The sequence below is a fragment of the Variovorax durovernensis genome, from assembly GCF_977011995.1.
In genome coordinates this window covers 804,468-821,564 of the sequence record NZ_CDRNCW010000002.1, presented here as the reverse complement: position 1 = coordinate 821,564, position 17,097 = coordinate 804,468, and the positions used below count along the sequence as shown (strand labels likewise).

The following is a 17,097-nucleotide window of genomic DNA, read 5'->3' as shown; positions in this document are numbered from 1 at the left end:
TCCATCACTGGGACAGGGGCAATTGGCGATGGGTCATGTGAGCAGATGAATCGCTCGGGTTCTATCGGCACTCCGCTCATCCGAAGCGGATAGTTTTGTATCTGTTGGACGAAATTTCTATCCTGGATTTAGTCCTTTCGCAGTCTTAGGATGAACTCGCTGCCGGTTCGCTAAAAAATCATTCACTGCCGGCGTTTCTCGAGGGAATCCCATGCCAATGCTCTTGTTGCATCGTCCGGTCGACGGCGCTGTGCGCGTCCGCTGACGGCCATGTACCGTTATCTGCGCCTGGCAACCGTCAGCGAATTCGCTGCGGGCAGAACGCTCGGTGAGCGCGTGAGGGCCGCCTGCCAGGCCTCGCGTGCGCTGAAGCCGAACGGGCACGGAATTGCCTGGGTTCAGGACCGTGTCGACCGTCAGTTCCGGTATTTCGAGGCACTCGGGGAATTCCGCATGTTCGCCCACGGCGCGGTTTTCGTCGGAGCCCGCGTGACCTCCATCGATGACACGAGGGCGCGCATTCGCTGGACGTCCGCTTTCTACCCCGGACCGCGTCATCGGCAAGTCGTCCGGCAGGTGCATGGCGAATTGCTGCCGCTCGGCTTTCATGGGCGCTTCGATCTGTACCTGCGGCGAGCGACGGAGATGCCGGTCGATGCGCATCACCCCATCGACGATGTTTCGCAGGCCGGCGTGCGCGACGTCATCGTCGTGCAATCGGATGCAGGCGAGGCGACCGCCTTTGACCTGGGGAGCGGCATGCCCGCCGATGTCGTCGATGCGTTGCGCGAAGGCATGCTGCGCGCAAGGCTCCTGGCTGCCGGCCCTTCATAGGGGACTGGTTGGGATATTCGGGAATACGCAAGGGAAGTGAACAATGCAAAAGCAGACCATCCACAGCGCGACCATCACGCTGAAACTGCCGCTCGACCTGAGCCTGCACGATGAAATCGCGGCCCTGCGAGCCGCGGGCATTCCAGTCGACTCGCTGGGCAATGCGCAATTCGGCTTCCTGTTCATCCGGACCGGAGGCAACTCGCAGAACCGGAAGAACACCTTTCGATGGTTTGCCTCCAGCATCCAATAGCAGTTTCCTCGGCCGGCGCAGCGACGCGGCCGAGCCTCAGTCGCCAGATCGAGGCCTGGTGCCGCTGAACCACGCGGCCAGTTGGGCGAGGTCCAGCGCGGCGCTGGCGCCTTTGTTCCGGCGCGTCCGGGCATGCATGCTGTGCATGGCGGGCAGTGATGCATCCTCTTCGATCACCTCCGTGTTCAGGGCCCTGCGTCCCTGGGGTGTGATCTCGAGCACGGTGGCCGGCGGCTGGCGCATGCAGTGATCGCAGTCCACATGCACGGGCGGGATCAGCACCCTGATGTGGCCGGCGGCCTCGAGCACACGCAACCTGTCGATCATCGCGGGATCGGCTTCGGAATGGGGAAGCCGTACGGTAGCGAGCTTCTTGAGGAGAGCCATGCACATGGATGTACCTGCGCGCAGGCCTCAGTCCAGCGTGACCCACATGATGAGCAGCCGCATCGCCCACCACAGGACGGCGGCGCCCAGCGCCACGCACAGCGCAATGCGTAGCCAGAATAAGAACGGCATGGGAGGCTCCCGACCCGGCGAGGCGAGTGGACTCGGCTCTCAGCGCCCGCGGCGTGCACAGGTGCTGAAGCCGAGGAGGGAGTAGGCCGGGCAAGTGCCCACCACGCCGGTCAGCAGCGGCACCACGCCGATGTAGCCCCAGGCGCCGATGGTTCCCATGGCGGCCAGCGCGATCAGCAGCACGCCGGCGCCGATGCGCACCGCGCGGTCGAGGGTTCCGACATTGTTCGACAGGAAAGACATGAAGCTTTCTCCTTGGACTCGATGAATGAAGATCTTGCGCGGCCGACCGGCAAGCGGCCTTGCGATGGATCAATCTTCGAGCGCGGCTGCGTGCAGGCCCTGCTGCCCTCAGCCCATCAGCGTGCGCAGGCTGGCCAGCGCCACCTTCGGGTCCGCAATACCGTGGTAGATCGCTGGCACTTCGGTGTCCAGGCCCATGAGTCCGTAGACACCGTGCATCGCGCCGCGCACGGAATACTCGACCGTGAAGACCACGTCCTCGGGAATTTCCACGTACTGGCCCAGCAAGGCGAAGTTCTGCGCGCCGACGGGTATGACCGGCGGCCGGTCCGACGCGCTCCTGCATTCGAACTCGCTGGTGATGTAGGGCATCATCACCGGCACCACGGTCGTGGTGCGCCGCACTTCTTCGAGGATGTCCTCGAAGCCCAGGTGGTGCATGAGCTCCGTCAGTATGTCCTGGCCGCCGGCCTCGGACATCGTCTTCTCGATGTAGTTGCCCTGGGTGTCCAGGAGCAGGCCGTAGCCCCACAAGGTGAAGACGCCTTCGGGCTGGTCCTCGAAATGCGGCGCATGCGGCACCACGATCGACATCAGCCAGCTCGAGTCCTTGAAGGTCATGAGGCCGCCGGTGCCGGGGGCGTTGCCCGAGAAGGCCTGGATGCGCCGGATCAGCAGCGGACTGCGCATCGTGAGGGTGAACGACTCCCACTTGCTCTCGTCGACGTTGCCGCAGAAGGCCTCCGGCCGGCCGAAGCACGGTGCCTTGCGCGCCATGTTTCGCCACAGGGTCCAGGCGCCGTCGCGCTGGTCGCGCACCAGTTCCGGCGCCTGGTGATCGTTGCCGTTGCGCGAGTCGGCCGTCATCGAGCCGATGGTGATGAAGGCGCACTCCTGCGCGCCCAGGCGATAGGTGAACGGTCGCCCCTCGCGCATGCAATGCAGTGTGTCGAGCCGCAGGCCCTGCGCGCCGGCGGTGAAGTCCGCATCGACCACGCGGGTGCCGTAGTCGAAGCGCACGCCGTGCTCAAGCAGCCACTTCACCATCGGGCGCACGATGCTGTCGTACTGGTTGAACTCGGTTCGCCGCACGCCGCCCAGCGTGTGGATGCGCGGCAGCTCCTGCAGGAAGCGCAGCATGTAGCGCTTCAGCTCGACCGCGCTGTGCCAGTTCTGGAACGCGAAGGTGGTGCGCCACATGGCCCAGAAATGGGTGTCCAGGAAGTGGGTGGAAAAGCACTCCTCGATGCGCTTGGTGCCCAGCGCGCGCTCTGGCGTGGCGAGCAGGCGCATCAGCTCCAGCCGGTCCTGGAAGTTGAAGCCCAGGTCGCTTGCATCGAGTATGCGGCGGTTGCGGTCGATCAGCCGGGCATGCGCATCGGAGCGCCACAGCGCGTTGAAGGCCCGGATCTCGTCGCGCACCGTGCGGTTGGGCGTGCCGGGCGAGGGAATGCTCTCGAGCACATTCCACAGGCAGGTGTAGGTCTCGTCGGTGAACATGCGCCCGCCGCGCGTCACGTAGCCCTGCGGTGCATTGCCGCCGCCGTCGAGCGCGCCGCCGGGCAGCGTGGATTCCTCGAGGATGCGGATTTGCGAGCCGGGCATGCCGGCGTCGCGGATCAGCAGCACGGCGGCGGACAGCGCCCCGATGCCACTGCCCACGATGCAGGCTTGTTGGAAGGCAGTCATGGTGTGGTTCCTTTGGTGATGCCGGCGGCGCCACGACAGGCGCGCGATATCCGGCCGCGACTTCGAAGCCAAGTCGAGAAGTCGTCCCGAGGCTAGGCCGGTGCCTGCGGTGCGGGTTTGCGCCCGATCAAGCAACACGGCGGTCACGCATCAGCGCGCGGTTGATGCAGCGCAATGCTTCGCGGCAAGCCGCGGCCTAAGGTCTGCACATCACCTGCCGCCGGCCAAAGGAGCTTTCATGCAAACGCCCAGATCTATCCTGCTTCACCTCGACGGCTCCGCCCGCACGGTGGAGCGCATCAAGCTGGCGCGCCAGCTGGCCGAGACCTTCGACGCCGAGGTCACGGGCAGGCCCTGCACCCTGTCCGCGCTCATGCGTTATCCGTTCGCCATCGAGGCCGCGGCCGAAGCCGTCGCGATCATGCAGGAGATCGACAAGGCGGCGCGCGACAAGATGCACGCCACCTTCATGGCCAGCAGTGCGGGCTCGCAGCGCATGCACTGGGCCGAACCTGAAAGCGACGGCCCCTGGGGGTTCGCGCGGCGCGCGCTCTATGCCGACCTGATGATCCTGGGCCAGCGCGACCGCAACGACCCGATGGACGGCGAACTGCCTGGCGACTTCCTGCCCAGCGTGCTGGTGCAAAGCGGCCGGCCGGCGCTGGTGCTGCCCTATGCGGGGCCCGTCGGTCCGGTCGGCCGCAACGTGCTGGTGGCATGGAAGGAGACCCGCGAAGCCGCGCGCGCGGTGACGGCGGCGCTGCCATGGCTGCGCACCGCGTCGCGCGTGCATGTGGTCGCCTATGGCGAGGACGCCGAAGGCTCCTTGCAGCGCCTGCAGGACTACCTGCGGGCCCAGGGTGTCGTGAATGCCACCCTGCACGCGGGCGGCAACAAGGACGACGACGCCGGCAACAGGCTGCTGTCCTTCGCGGCCGACCTGAGCGCGGACCTGCTGGTCATGGGCTGCTATGGCCATAGCCGGGCACGCGAATGGGTGATGGGCGGGGCGACGCTGTCGATCCTTCAGTGGATGACGCTGCCGGTGCTGATGTCGCACTGAGCGTGAAGGCAGGCACTGCCGGTTCCGCGCCGGCTCACGGCACCAGCACCGCCGCGCCTTCGATCCGGCCCGCGCGCAGATCGGCCAGCGCCTCGTTGGCCTGGGTGAGCGCATAGGTCTTCACATGCACCTGCAGCGGATGGGACTGGGCGAAATCCAGGAACTCGCGGGCATCGGCGCGCGTCAGGTTCGCCACGGAGACCACGCTGCGTTCTTCCCAGAGCAGCCGGTAGGCGAAGGAGGGGATGTCGCTCATGTGGATGCCGCCGCAGACGACCCTGCCGCCCTTGCGCACGGCGCGCAATGCGGCCGGCACGAGTTCGCCGGCAGGCGCGAACAGAATCGCCGCGTCCAGCGGTTCGGGCGGGCGCTGGTCCGAGCCGCCGGCCCATGCCGCACCCAGGCTGCGCGCAAAAGCCTGGGTGGCCTGGTCGCCGGGCCGCGTGAAGGCGTATACCTCGCGTCCCTGGGCGACGGCCACCTGCGTCATGAGGTGCGCGGCGGCACCGAAACCGTAGAGGCCCAGCCGGCGCGCATGCGCAAGCTCGCCCGCGGCCTTGAGGCTGCGCCAGCCGATCAGGCCCGCGCAGAGCAGGGGAGCGATGCGGGCGGCGTCGGGCTCGGGCAGGGTCAACGGCAGGCAGAACGCCGCTTCCGCGATCACGTGGCTCGCGAAGCCGCCGTCGCGGTGGTAGCCGGTGAAGCGCGGCGCATCGCACAGGTTCTCGTGCGCGTCCATGCAGAAGGCACAGCAGCCGCAGCTGTGGCCCAGCCAGGGCACGCCCACCCGCTCGCCGATGGCAAAGCCCTCTACGCCGGCACCGAGCGCCTCCACCACGCCGACGATCTCATGCCCCGGCACGATCGGCAGCACGGGCAGCGGCAATTCGCCGTCGACGATGTGCAGGTCGGTGCGGCAGACCGCACAGGCCAGCACGCGCAGGCGCAATTCGCCGGGACCGGGCTGCGGTGTCGCGCGGCACTCCAGTTCGAGGGGAAGCCACGCCGCGCCGAGCACCATTGCACGCATGATGTTCAGATCTCGTCGGTGAGGCTCAGGACCACGCGGCCCTCGATGCGCCCCTGGCGCATGCGTTCGAGCACGTTGTTGATATTTTCCAGCCGGTCGGTGCTGAAGATGGTGTGCACCTTGCCTTCGCCGGCGAAGTCGAGCGCCTCCTGCAGGTCCTTGCGCGTGCCCACGATGGAGCCGCGCACGGTCTTGGCGTTGAGCACCACGTCGAAGATCGGCAGCGCGAAATCGCCCGGCGGAAGCCCCACCAGCGCCATGGTGCCGCGCTTGTGCAGCATGCCCAGCGCCTGCGCGAAGGCGCTGCGCGATACGGCGGTCACCAGCGCGCCGTGCACGCCGTGCATGGCGCGCTGCATTTCCTGCGCCGGGTCCTGGGTGGCGGCGTTGACGACCATGTCGGCGCCGAGCGCCCTGGCCATGTCGAGCTTGGTCTCGTCGATGTCGACGCCCACCACATGAAAACCCATTGCCCTGGCGTACTGCACCGCCAGATGGCCCAGGCCACCGAGGCCCGAGATCGCGACCCAGTCGCCCGGCTTGCAGTCGAGCATCTTCAGGCCCTTGTAGACCGTGACCCCGGCGCACAGCACCGGCGCGATCTCGCTGAATCCCACGTTGGCGGGCAGGTGGCCGACGTAGCCCGCGTCGGCCTGAACGTACTCGGCATAGGCGCCGTCCACGGAGTAGCCGGTCATCTGCTGGTGGTCGCACAGCGTTTCCCAGCCGGTGATGCAGAACTCGCAGTGGCCGCAGGCCGTGTGAAGCCATGGCACGCCCACGCGGTCGCCTTCCTTGACATGCTTCACGCCGGCGCCCACCGCCGCCACGTGGCCCACGCCCTCGTGGCCGGGAATGAAGGGCAGGGTCGGCCTCACGGGCCAGTCGCCGTCGGCGGCGTGGAGATCGGTGTGGCACACACCGGAGGACGCGACCTTCACCAGCACCTGTCCGGGCGGCACGCCGGGTACCGGTACTTCCTCTATCTGCAAGGGCTGCCCGAACGCGCGGACCACGGCGGCTTTCATCATGGGCATGGCGGACCTCTCTGGCACGGGAATGAAGGGTAGCCCGGGACGCGCCGATGCGGCGCCGCCTCAGGCCATGCTCAGGCGTCCACGAGCAGGTCGTTCACCACAGCCGAGACGCCGGGCGTGGCCCAGGCGGCGCCTTGCACCGCGTCGCGCTCGGTCCAGGAATGCACGACGCCGCGCAGCGTGACCTGCGAGCCGTTGACGCTGATGGAGAGCCGGCTGGCCTCGCGCTCGGCCTGGCGGGAAAGCGCGTCGTGAATCTTCTTTTCCACGTCGGCGGGGCTCACCTTCGGCTTGACCTTCACGAGGTTGGACACGCCGGTCACGCCCATGAGGTCGCGCACCGCGCCTTCGGCGGCGCTGCGCTGGTAGCCCCACTCGACTTCGCCCTGGAGCGTGAGCCAGCCCTTTTCGACCAGGGGACGGATCTTGCCGTCCGGCACCAGCACGTTCCATTCGAGCGCGCGCTCGGCCGCCATGGCGATGTCGGCGTCGGTGCGCTCGTTGCCGAAGGGCAGCTTCACCGTCATTTCGACGGCCACCGCCTTCACGCCGTGCACGCGCTGCACGGCGCGCTCCACGGCGTACTTCTCCGCGTGGCTGGCAAGGTGGCCGGTGAGGGTCACCACGCCGTCCTTGACGATCACGCCGATGTCGGAGGCCTTGAATGCCGGGTCCCAGCTCAGTTCGGCCTGGACGTCGTCGCGCAATTGGGTATCGGTCTTCATGGGGATTCCTTGCGATGAGTTGGAGGGCGGCCGTCGCGAAGGAATCGCATGAGCCGTGCAACCCACTGTAGGAAGCCGCAGGCCTGGGCGCATTGCGCTGGATCAAGCGCGGCGCGGAACGCGCCCGGCGGTTCAGCCGATGCGCTCCAGCAGAAGGGCCTGCACCATGAAGCGCCGGTTGTCGGCCAGCGAGGTCTTGTCGCCGAGCATTTCGGCCAGCCGGGCGGCCGCATGGTCTTCCATGGCCGCGCCGTCGAAGACCGGAATGCCCGCGTGCTCGCCGATCTGCCGCACCAGCACCGGGTCCATGCCCTGGCACTCCACGGCCTCGTAGAGGCGCCCGAGCATGCGTGCGGTGTGCAGCACCTCCTGCGGCGGACTGTCGAGCGACAGGCTCGAACGCATCGTCGCGACGCGCGCTCCCAGCGTATCGGCGGCATCGTAGAACAGCGCCTGCGCCGCGTCGCAGGGGGTTTCGTACAGCAGCCCCAGATTCTTGCCTCGCAGCGGCCTGGGCGTGGTTCCCTCCAATGCGGCGCGCTGCAGCATGCGCGCCCGGCACAGCAGGCTCGCCACGTCCAGCGGCGAAAGCTGGGGCCCGGCCTCGGGCTCGCGGAGTCGGTTCGGAAGGCGCATGGAAATGATTGATATGTGACCCGTCGAGGCTAGTCAGACTGCTTGCACCGAGCTTGATCCAGGTCAAAGCCGCGGCGCTGATACACGCCGGACACATTCGATTCACCGAGCGTTACGCACCGATTCCGAGCGTTGTCTCTGCATTGCCGGCGGCTTCCTAGCATCCATCCATCGACAGACACGCGACAGACAACCCAGGAGTCCCAGATGCTCACGATTGCCACCATCGAGAAGACAGCAACGGCCATGACGGGCCAGCAGACGTCCGACAACTTGAGGCTGTTGGCCGAGCAGCTGAAGCCGCAGCGCCGTGTGGTGCATACGGGCGACGTGATCTACCAGGCCGGCGAGCGCTTCGGCAATCTCTACATCCTGAACTCGGGCTTCTTCAAGATCGTGAACCTCACGGCGGACGGCCGCGAACAGGTGGTCGGCCTGAAGTTCCGCGGCGACTGGCTCGGCTTCGACGGCATCGCCGACGGCTGCTATTCCTGCGACGCGGTGGCGATGGACACCGGCGAGATCTGGGTCGTTTCCTACGAAGCGCTGATGAGCGCCTGCATCCCGCATCCCGCCTTGCTGCAGGTGCTGCATGCGGCAATGAGCCGCGAGATCGCGCACGACCGCGATTCGCTGATGTCGGTCTGCACGCTGCCGGCGGACGCGCGCGTGGCCGACTTCCTGCGCTACTGGGCGGAGTCGCTCGCCGAGCGCGGCATGCGCACCGACCAGATCACCTTGCGCATGACCCGCGCCGAGATCGGCAACTACCTGGGCATGACGCTGGAAACCGTGAGCCGGGCGCTGTCGAGGCTGGCGCGCGACAAGGTCATCGGCTTTGCCGAGAAGGGCCGCCGCGACGTGCAGATTCCCGACGTGGGCGCGCTGTCGGCCTTCGTGCAGCGCTGCCTGGCACCGGCACCCGCGATGCTGCAGTGAAAAGGCGGGGCCGCCGCGTTCAGGCGTGGCCGGCGATCGCCCGGGACATCGCCCGCGCGAGTTCGGCGCGCGTGCAGGGCTTGTGCAGCAGTTCCCAATCCTGCGGAACCTCGCGGTCCGCATCCAGCAACTCGGACGAGAAACCCGACATCAGCAGCACCGCCAGTTGCGCAAAGCGCTGCCGTGCCTCGGCGGCCAGCCGGGTCCCGCGCATGCCCGGGCCGAGCGCGATGTCGCTCAGGAGCAGGTCGAAGGCGGCACCGTCGGCGCCCATGACCAGGAGCGCCTGTTCGGCCGTGGCGGCCGTGGTGATCTCGCAGCCCAGCGTTGCCAGGAAGGTGTGAATCACCTGGCGGACTTCGGCATCGTCCTCCACCAGCATCACGCGCAGGCCCGGCGGGATCGTCTCGTCGGGGTGTTCCTCCTCCTCGACACCCGGCGAATCCGCTGCTTCGAGTAGCGGCAGATAGAGCCTGACCGTCGTGCCCTGGCCCGGCTTGCTGTCGATGGCGACACCCCCCCTGGACTGCGTGACGAAGCCATAGACCGTGCTCAGGCCCAGGCCGGTGCCGCGGCCGGCCTCCTTGGTGGTGAAGAAGGGTTCGAAGGCGCGCTCCTTGACGTCTTCGTCCATGCCGGTGCCGCTGTCGGCGATCGAGATCGCGACGAAGCGGCCGTGGGGTTGGCCCGGCGGATCGTTGCGCTCACCGTGCAGGACGGCCGGCAGCGACTCGCACATCTCGGTGCGAAACCGCAGCACACCGCCCTCGGGCATGGCGTCGCGAGCATTGATCGCGATGTTCAGCAGCGCCGACTCCAGTTGTCCGGGGTCCGCCAGCACCGGGGGGCAGCCGGGGGCGGTATCGATCTCGATGCCGATGCGCTGATCGAGCGTGCGGCGCAGCATGTCGGCCAGCGAATGCAGCAGCGCATGGGTGTCCACCGCCATCGGCTGCAGCACCTGCCGCCTGGAGAACGCCAGCAGCTTGCCCGTGAGTTCGGCGCCGCGCCGCGAGGCGCGCGTGGCGGCGTTCACCAGCTGCTGCGCATAGGCGTCCTGCGCCAGCGCGGGCAGTTCCCCCAGCACCTGCAGGTTGCCCTGGATCACAGTAAGCAGGTTGTTGAAGTCGTGCGCGATGCCGCCGGTGAGCTGGCCGACGCTTTCCAGCCGCTGCGCATGGTTGAGCGCCTCTTCGGTCTGCACGCGCTGCAGGCTGGTGGCAAGCAGGCTGGACAGCGACTCCAGAAAGCGCAGTTCCTCGTCGCCGAAGCGCTTGGCCTCCTTCGAGCGCACCGACAGCATGCCGATCACCCGTCCCCGGTCGGACAACGGCACCGCGAGCGCGCTGGTCAGGCCGGCGTCGAGGTAGGCCTGGGGCACCGCGAAGCGATGCTCGTTGCGGTAGTCGGGCACCACGACCGGCCGGCCCTGGGAGAGCACGAAGCCGGGGGGCGTGTCGGGCCGGTTGGCCGCGCGCATGCCGATCTCCTCGCCGGCGATCAGGCCGACGCCGCTGGCCACGCGGAATTCGAGACGGTTGCCGTCGAGCAGCCAGACCACGGCCACTTCGACCTGCAGCGCAGTGGTAATGATCTCCGGCACATGCTTGAGGAGAACCTGCAGGTCGCGCGTGTCGACCGCAAGGCGGCCCAGCTGGGCGAGGTGCTCGCTGTAGCGGGCACGCTGCAACGCCTGCTTCACGCGGGGGTAGGCGCCGATGTCGCGGATGGCCGCCACCACGAAGGGCAGCCCGTGGTCCTGCAGCGGGCTCAGCGCAATCTCGACCATGACCTCGCTGCCATCCTTGCGCTTGGCCACCAGCTCCATGTGCGTGCCCATGGGACGCGGACGCGGGGCGCGGCCATAGGCTTCGCGGTAGGACGCATGGCGCGGACGGATGCTGTCGGGCACCAGCACGTCCACGTTCAGCCCGACCAGCTCCTCGACGGTATAGCCCATCAGCGCGGCGGCCGAGGGGTTGGCCAGCATGATGTGGCCCGACTGGTCCACCAGCAGCAGCGAGTCCGGGTAGGCGATGAAGAGCGAGCGGAACACGCTGCCTTCCTCGATGCCGGACGGCAGGCCCGGGATGGGCGGCCGCTCGGGCAGGAAAGGCGGCGTGTTCTCGGAATCAGTCATTGGAGACGGGCGGCACCAGGATGTAGCCCGCGCCGCGCACCGACTTGATGAGCTGCGGGTCGTCCACGTCGGCCTCGATCTTCTTGCGCAGGCGGCCGACCTGCACGTCGATCGTGCGGTCGAAGGGGGCGGCCTCGCGACCGCGCGTCTGCTCGAGCAGGAAGTCGCGCGAGAGCACGCGGCCGGGGTGCCGGGCAAAGGCGCACAGGAGGTCGAACTCGCCGCCCGTGAGCGGCACCTCGGCGCCCTGCGGGCTGTGCAGGCTGCGCGCGGCGGTGTCCAGCCGCCAGCCGGCGAAGCACAGGCGGTCGGTGGAGGCGCTGGCGGCTGCGGCCGGCGCGGCGGGCGCCTCCGGCGTCAGCCGCCGCAGCACCGCCTTGACCCGCGCGACCAGCTCGCGCAGGTCGAAGGGCTTGGTCACGTAGTCGTCCGCCCCGACTTCCAGGCCCACGATCTTGTCGACGGCGTCGCCGCGGCCGGTGACGATGACGAGGCCGCAGCGCCAGTTTTCGCGGATGTGGCGGGCAATGGAAAAGCCATCTTCGCCGGGCAGGCCCAGGTCGAGCAGCACGAGGTCTGCCGGGTCCGTTCCCATGAGCGCCGTCAGCGAGCGGCCGTCGTGAACCTGGGTGACCCGGAAGCCGTGGCTTTGGAGGTAGTTGGCCAGCAGCAGCGTGATGTCGACTTCATCGTCGAGCACCGCGATGTGGGAGGCTTGTTTCATGCGATGGCAGGAGGGAAATGGAATGCGGATGCCGTGGGCATCCTGTATCGCCGGGAGCGTAGCACGCATGCCGCGCCGCGACATCCCCCGGGATGGGTACCTCAGATGCCCAGCCAGGCCCGCAGCGCCGCGCGGCTGCCCACGCCCGCGCGGTCGTAGGCGTTGCGCAGGTGCACCCGCACCGTGGCAGGCGACAGGCCGAGCCGCAGGGCTACATCCTTGCTGGAGTGGCCCGCGCAATACAGCCGCGCGATCTCGGCCTGCCGGGGCGTGAGGGTGGCGACTCCGTCGCGCGAAGGGCGGCGGCGCAGGGCAACGCGCAGGCCGCTTTCGTCGCGGCCAACCTCGATCGACCAGCCTGCGCCCTCCAGCCGCCGCAGCGCCCCGCGCCGGCCCGACAGCCAGGCATCGGGCAGGCGCGGCGAGGTCGCGCCCGCCAGCTCCGAGAGCGCGGGCCAGGCTGCGCAGAAGGCGCGGTTGGCGAACAGCACCCAGCCCTGCGGGTCGGTGAGGGCCAACGGCTGCGCCTCCTCGTCCAGGCCCTGGCGGGCATGCGCGTACAGCCGGTTGACCAGCAGGGCCTCGCGGATCTGCGGCGTGAGCGCGGTCAGCGCGCGCGCATCGCGTTCGGTGTGCGCGGGTGAACCGGGACCGCGGTTGAGGTACAGGTGCACGAAGGTGTCGCTGCCCTCGAAGGGGATCGCCACGCCCATCTGGTGGGCGATGCCGTGGCGCGAGAGGAACTCGCGCCATGCCGGTGGCGTCTGCTTCCAGCGCGGGTCGTCGTCGTTGGCGAACGCGGCCTGCTCGGGCTGCGCGCGCATGGCGAAGGTGATGAAGTCCAGCTCCGCGCCGTTGATGCGGTTCCATTGCTCGCTCATCGCGGCCAGGTCGTAGCCGATGCCCACCGACGAGACGAAGCTGCGCGGATGCCAGGTGTTGATGGCGCCGTGGTCGGCACGGAATTCGTCCAGCAGGCGGCGCAGCAGCTCATGCTGGAAGCGTTCGCTGCCGGTGGTGCGGGCCAGCCGCAGCAGCGGCAGCGGCAGCGGCTCGGCGCCGGAAGAGGTCAGAGCGGCGGGATCGGAGGGTGATGTCCGTGGAGGCATGGCGCGCGGGCTGTGCTCAAGGGCCGGGCAGGAGGCGGGCGGGCGAGGGCGCCGCAGGCTACCACAAAGCATGGTACGGGCCGGACGCGCCGCGACCGCAGCATCGCCATGGCGGCCATGAGAGCCGCACGAGCGAGGAGAAAACACCATGAAACGTCATCCATCACTGCGCCTGCTGCCTGTGGCGTCGGTGCTGTGCGCCCTGAACCTTTGCGCGCCGCCGCTCGCGCAGGCGCAGGTGCTCAATCCCAAACTGTGCCCGGGCGGCACGCTCTACAGCAGTCGCGACGACGGCGCCTACTCCGGCTTCAGCACTGCCCGCGACGTGGTGCAGGCCGACTGCCAGAGCAACATCGCCGGCGGCGCCGAGTCGCAGGCCGGCATCGACCTGACGGCGGGCAACACCGCGATAGGGCGCTCGTCCACTGCCAGCGGCGGTTCTGCCTCGGCCTACGGCATCCGTGCCCAGGCGGCAGGCAACGGCGCGACCGCGATAGGGCTCTCCAGCAAAGCCAGCGCGAACTCGGCCACCGCGATCGGCTCCTTCACGGAGGCCAGCGCCGGCTCGGCATTGGCGGTGGGCAATGCCGCCAAGGCCGGTGGCGAGTCGTCGGTCGCCCTTGGCTACCGCAGCGCGGCGTCGGCCGTGGAGGCGGTGTCGATCGGCGCGGACAGCGCGGCCAGCGGAGACCGTTCGGTCGCGGTGGGCAACGACAGCCAGGCGAGCGGCGCGCGCGCCAGCGCCTGGGGCGTCAACAGCAAGGCCCGCGACGAGCGCAGCGTCGCCGTCGGTGCCGACAGCGATGCCAGCGGCTATGGCAGTACCGTGCTGGGTTCGGCGGCGCGCGCGGCCGGCTATGGCGCCCTGGCGATGGGCTATGCCAGCTTCGCCAATGCCGACGGAGCGCTGGCGATGGGACGCAGCGCATTGGCCAGCGGCCTGAGTTCCATGGCCCTGGGGGCGCTCAGCGAGGCCAGGGGCCAGAACTCGGTGGCCATCGGCGCCCAGAGCAGCGATGGCGGCCGCAGCGACGTGGTCTCCTTCGGCACCCCGGGCAGCGGGCGCACGCTGACCAACGTCGCGGGCGTCGAGGCCAGCGGCCAGGTCAGTGCCGGCTCGCTGTCCGTCAGCGGGGACGCGGTGGTGAGCGGCCGGCTGGTCACCCAGGGCGGCATCGACAACCGCGGCGCCGGCATTGCCAATGCAGGGCGCATCGGCGGCGTCACCGCCGGCGAGGTCAGCGCCACTTCCTCCGACGCGGTCAATGGAGCCCAGCTGTACGGCGTGCGCACCACCGCCGAACAGGCCCTGACCCTCGCGACCACGCAGGGTTCGCAGGTGATCGACATGACGCAGCAGCTCCAGTCGCACACCACGCAGATCCAGGCCCAGTCGGTGCAGCTGCAGGCGGTGGTGAACGGCCAGCTGGGCGTATGCACCGTGGATGGCGGCGCGCTGCGCTGCTCGGTAGCCGGGCAGGCGGCTGCCAGTGCCAGCGGCATGGGCGCCGTCGCGGTGGGCATCGGCGCCTCGGCGCAGGGCGACGGGGCGCAGGCCATCGGACGCAACGCCCAGGCGCTTCATGCGGGTTCGCTGGCCATCGGCGACGGCGCGCGGGCGCTGGCCGACCCTAGCGTCGCCATCGGCGCGGCATCGCTTGCCAACGGGGTCAACGCGGTGGCGCTGGGCGCGAACGCGCAGGCACTGGCGCCTGAGTCGGTGGCGCTCGGCCAGGGCTCGGTGGCCGACCGGCCCTCCACGGTGAGCGTGGGCAGCGCGGCCGCGCCGCGCCAGATCGCCAACGTGGCCCCGGGGACCCAGCCCACGGACGCGGTCAATCTCTCGCAGCTCGAACGCACGAGCGCGCAACTCGGTACCCAGGTGCAGGCCGTGCGCGAGTTCGCGGCGCGCGGCATCGCGCAGGCCATGGCCATGCCCTCGGTGCCGATGCTGCAGGCAGGCCGCAGGTGGGTGGGGGCAGCGGCGGCGAACTACGCGGGCCAGAGTGCGGTCGGCGTGGGTTTTGCGTACCAGTTCGACGAGCACTGGCAGGTCGGCGGCGGCCTGTCCGTCGCCACCGGCTCCGGCGCGCAGGTCGGGGGGCGGGTGCAGGCGGGCTACCAGTGGTAGGCCGGGCGCCGCCTATTCCTTCCATCGCCAGTTCTTGCATGGAACACCTTGCTTGAAGGGGTGTTGCACTCCAGACTTGAGGCCGCCGGGTGTAGACGAAGTCAACGGAGGTTGGCGAGTCTGCCGAACAAGTTACGCGCATCGGCGAGGCAGACACAGGCCGGCGATCCCGCCGTGGACGAGGAGCGGTTCGGTCCCGCGCTACCCGTCATCCACTAAGGCTCGGAGCCTCCGTGTGGGGACAGAACCCGCCATTGATCCGGCAGGTCGCCAGGCAACTGCAAGCCTGCACAGTCTGGGTGAACCAGCACGGCGCGGTGCCCCCGCTTTGGTGCCCTGTGAAGGCATCAAGCACTCTGGCCGGGGCGTGGAGATCGGCACGGACGGACTCAAGTCGGTCTCGACCCGGCAGATGATCAGTATCGCCAAGTGAAAAGGCCCACGGGTGGCGCTGGTCCAGCGCATGCCAGCGGACAGCCCGCCCCCGGTGCTTTCACGTATGGCCTTCTGGCACATCCGTTGCTAAACATGTGGGCAGGCGGTACACCGCCCTTGGCACTGTTTATCAATCCCTGAACGATCACCTCATGACCTCCGCTTCACCCTGCGCCATCGCCGAGGCTCAGTACAGCATCCGGCAGTCGTCCGGCATCCAGGAGGCGTCCGACCACATGAGACTGCTCGACGGCTGGGGACTGACCTACGAACAGCTCTCGCGCGGGCGCTTTCAGGGCAGTCTCAATGAAGCTTGGATCGACGGCGTCCACATCTACCAGGAGACGCTGGCCCAGTCTGTTTTCCAGACGGGCGCCATGCGCCAGGGATGCATCAGCCTGGGAGTGTTCGCATCGCTCTCCGGAGAGGCCCGTTGGTTCGGAAAGCCCGTCACCATCGACGACGTGATTCTTCTGGACAGCGGTGGCGAGCTGCTGCTGTCCACGCCCAAGGAGAGCACCCTGCTGGTGCTGTGCCTGCCGCACCTCCGGTTCACCGAATCGGCAGAGCGCCGCGAGCTCCACCATTTCGTGCATCACCCCGAACTGGCCCAACTGCTGCGCCGGCAGATTCGTCAGGCTCTGGGCCAGTTGCTGACCCAGCCCTTGCGTTTCAGCCGCGAAAGTGCGCGCCGCCTTTTTTGCGCCGACATGCAGAACCTGGCCGACGACTGCCTGCGTATTGCAGGCGGCGAACCGCTGGAGGCCAGCCGCGGCCGCGCCATCCAGGTGGTCCACCGTGCGATGGACTACATGCACGAGCGGCGCGGCGAGATGGTCTCCATCGACAGCCTGTGCAGCGCCACGTACACCTCGCGGCGCAACCTGCAGAAATACTTTGTCAAGGTGACCGGCGAAAGCCCCGCCCAGTTCCTGAAGGCCCAGCGGCTCAACGGTGTGCGGCGCGACATCCTGAACGCACCGGCCACCCGGATGATCGGAGACATCGCCATCGATTGGGGCTTCTGGCATGTCTCGCAGTTCTCGGTCGACTACAAGCGGTTGTTCGGCGAGTCGCCATCGGACACCGTGCAGTACGCGCGGTACCGCAAGCTGGCCTGACGCCTCTGGTCTGCGCTGCTCGGCATGGGCTTCCGTCCCCGGAGTCCGGAATGCCCTCTGGCGTCAATCCACGACGGCGAAGAAGTGCTTGATGAACACGCCGCCGCTCACGTCCCAAAGCACATCGGTGCCTTTGGTGACGAACCAGCTGTCGCCTACGCCGTAGTGGGCGGCGATGCCGGTCTTCACGTCGGTCAGCGTCACGCTGCCCTGCACCACCACCGCTTGTTCGTTGAACGGGTAGGTCATGCGAAAGCTCCCGGGCGTCACGGCAAAGTAGCCTGCCGAGACAGGGTCCGTCGGGCCGCCGAACGTGCTCTGGGCGTAAGCCATGCATTCACCCGACAGGATCTCGGACCCCAACAGGGTCACGGGGCCGATGGCGTGCATGTCGTCGATGGAGCGCGGAGGGGCAATGGAGATGAGGCTCATGGTGTCGGTCCTTGAAGTTGTGGGAAGGTCGTCAATG

The 17,097-nt window shown here is 68.4% G+C and carries 17 protein-coding genes; 6 read left to right on the top strand and 11 right to left on the bottom strand.

Annotation, left to right across the window (positions count from 1 at the left end; genetic code table 11):
• Window positions 1–270: 270 nt before the first annotated feature.
• Both ACWV14_RS35900 and ACWV14_RS35895 read left to right on the top strand, forming a co-directional pair.
• A complete protein-coding gene (locus ACWV14_RS35900) occupies window positions 271–834 on the top strand; it encodes a hypothetical protein (RefSeq protein ID WP_454908591.1) in 564 nt (187 codons plus the stop codon).
• Window positions 835–877: 43 nt separating this feature from the next.
• A complete protein-coding gene (locus tag ACWV14_RS35895; protein ID WP_454908590.1) occupies window positions 878–1,087 on the top strand; it encodes a hypothetical protein in 210 nt (69 codons plus the stop codon).
• Between the two features lie 36 nt (window positions 1,088–1,123).
• Here the strand turns inward: ACWV14_RS35895 and ACWV14_RS35890 are convergent, their stop codons facing one another.
• From ACWV14_RS35890 to ACWV14_RS35880, 3 genes are all read right to left on the bottom strand, one after another.
• Window positions 1,124–1,474, bottom strand: a complete 351-nt coding sequence (locus ACWV14_RS35890) for a hypothetical protein (protein ID WP_454908589.1) — start codon at window positions 1,472–1,474, stop codon at window positions 1,124–1,126.
• A 171-nt stretch (window positions 1,475–1,645) separates the two neighbouring features.
• The gene (locus ACWV14_RS35885) at window positions 1,646–1,849 is read right to left on the bottom strand and encodes a YgaP family membrane protein (RefSeq protein ID WP_454908588.1); all 204 of its coding nucleotides are present in this window, start codon (window positions 1,847–1,849) and stop codon (window positions 1,646–1,648) included.
• Window positions 1,850–1,957: 108 nt separating this feature from the next.
• Window positions 1,958–3,538, bottom strand: coding sequence for an oleate hydratase (locus ACWV14_RS35880; protein WP_454908587.1), 1,581 nt, complete (start codon window positions 3,536–3,538; stop codon window positions 1,958–1,960).
• 238 nt (window positions 3,539–3,776) lie between these two features.
• Between ACWV14_RS35880 and ACWV14_RS35875 the strand changes: the two genes are divergently transcribed.
• Window positions 3,777–4,601, top strand: coding sequence for a universal stress protein (locus ACWV14_RS35875; RefSeq protein WP_454908586.1), 825 nt, complete (start codon window positions 3,777–3,779; stop codon window positions 4,599–4,601).
• Between the two features lie 34 nt (window positions 4,602–4,635).
• Here ACWV14_RS35875 and ACWV14_RS35870 read toward each other — a convergent pair whose 3' ends face one another.
• From ACWV14_RS35870 to ACWV14_RS35855, 4 genes are all read right to left on the bottom strand, one after another.
• Window positions 4,636–5,631, bottom strand: coding sequence for a zinc-dependent alcohol dehydrogenase family protein (locus ACWV14_RS35870; RefSeq protein WP_454908585.1), 996 nt, complete (start codon window positions 5,629–5,631; stop codon window positions 4,636–4,638).
• A gap of 5 nt (window positions 5,632–5,636) precedes the next feature.
• On the bottom strand, window positions 5,637–6,668 hold the full coding sequence (adhP, locus tag ACWV14_RS35865; protein ID WP_454908584.1) for an alcohol dehydrogenase AdhP: 1,032 nt from the start codon (window positions 6,666–6,668) through the stop codon (window positions 5,637–5,639).
• A 71-nt stretch (window positions 6,669–6,739) separates the two neighbouring features.
• Window positions 6,740–7,393: a BON domain-containing protein gene (locus ACWV14_RS35860; RefSeq protein ID WP_454908583.1), complete on the bottom strand. Its 654-nt coding sequence runs from the start codon at window positions 7,391–7,393 to the stop codon at window positions 6,740–6,742.
• Between the two features lie 132 nt (window positions 7,394–7,525).
• Window positions 7,526–8,029 (bottom strand): ornithine carbamoyltransferase, encoded by a 504-nt coding sequence (locus tag ACWV14_RS35855; protein WP_454908582.1) that lies wholly within the window; start codon window positions 8,027–8,029, stop codon window positions 7,526–7,528.
• A 207-nt stretch (window positions 8,030–8,236) separates the two neighbouring features.
• Here ACWV14_RS35855 and ACWV14_RS35850 point away from each other — a divergent pair, with 207 nt between their 5' ends.
• A complete protein-coding gene (locus ACWV14_RS35850; protein WP_454908581.1) occupies window positions 8,237–8,968 on the top strand; it encodes a Crp/Fnr family transcriptional regulator in 732 nt (243 codons plus the stop codon).
• 19 nt (window positions 8,969–8,987) lie between these two features.
• Here the strand turns inward: ACWV14_RS35850 and ACWV14_RS35845 are convergent, their stop codons facing one another.
• The 3 genes from ACWV14_RS35845 to ACWV14_RS35835 all read right to left on the bottom strand — a co-directional run bounded on the left by ACWV14_RS35845 (window position 8,988) and on the right by ACWV14_RS35835 (window position 12,941).
• Window positions 8,988–11,108 carry a PAS domain S-box protein gene (locus ACWV14_RS35845; protein ID WP_454908580.1) on the bottom strand — a complete coding sequence of 707 codons (2,121 nt, stop codon included), beginning with the start codon at window positions 11,106–11,108 and terminating at the stop codon, window positions 8,988–8,990.
• Window positions 11,101–11,832 carry a winged helix-turn-helix domain-containing protein gene (locus tag ACWV14_RS35840; RefSeq protein ID WP_454908579.1) on the bottom strand — a complete coding sequence of 244 codons (732 nt, stop codon included), beginning with the start codon at window positions 11,830–11,832 and terminating at the stop codon, window positions 11,101–11,103. Before ACWV14_RS35840 ends, ACWV14_RS35845 begins: the two co-directional genes overlap by 8 nt.
• Window positions 11,833–11,933: 101 nt before the next feature.
• Window positions 11,934–12,941 carry a response regulator transcription factor gene (locus ACWV14_RS35835; RefSeq protein WP_454908578.1) on the bottom strand — a complete coding sequence of 336 codons (1,008 nt, stop codon included), beginning with the start codon at window positions 12,939–12,941 and terminating at the stop codon, window positions 11,934–11,936.
• Window positions 12,942–13,089: 148 nt separating this feature from the next.
• On the opposite strand from ACWV14_RS35835, the gene ACWV14_RS35830 reads away from it, so the two are divergent.
• Window positions 13,090–15,072, top strand: coding sequence for a YadA family autotransporter adhesin (locus ACWV14_RS35830; RefSeq protein ID WP_454908577.1), 1,983 nt, complete (start codon window positions 13,090–13,092; stop codon window positions 15,070–15,072).
• 587 nt (window positions 15,073–15,659) lie between these two features.
• Window positions 15,660–16,628, top strand: coding sequence for a helix-turn-helix domain-containing protein (locus tag ACWV14_RS35825; protein WP_454908576.1), 969 nt, complete (start codon window positions 15,660–15,662; stop codon window positions 16,626–16,628).
• 63 nt (window positions 16,629–16,691) lie between these two features.
• Here the strand turns inward: ACWV14_RS35825 and ACWV14_RS35820 are convergent, their stop codons facing one another.
• Window positions 16,692–17,060 carry a cupin domain-containing protein gene (locus ACWV14_RS35820; protein WP_454908575.1) on the bottom strand — a complete coding sequence of 123 codons (369 nt, stop codon included), beginning with the start codon at window positions 17,058–17,060 and terminating at the stop codon, window positions 16,692–16,694.
• Window positions 17,061–17,097: the final 37 nt, after the last annotated feature.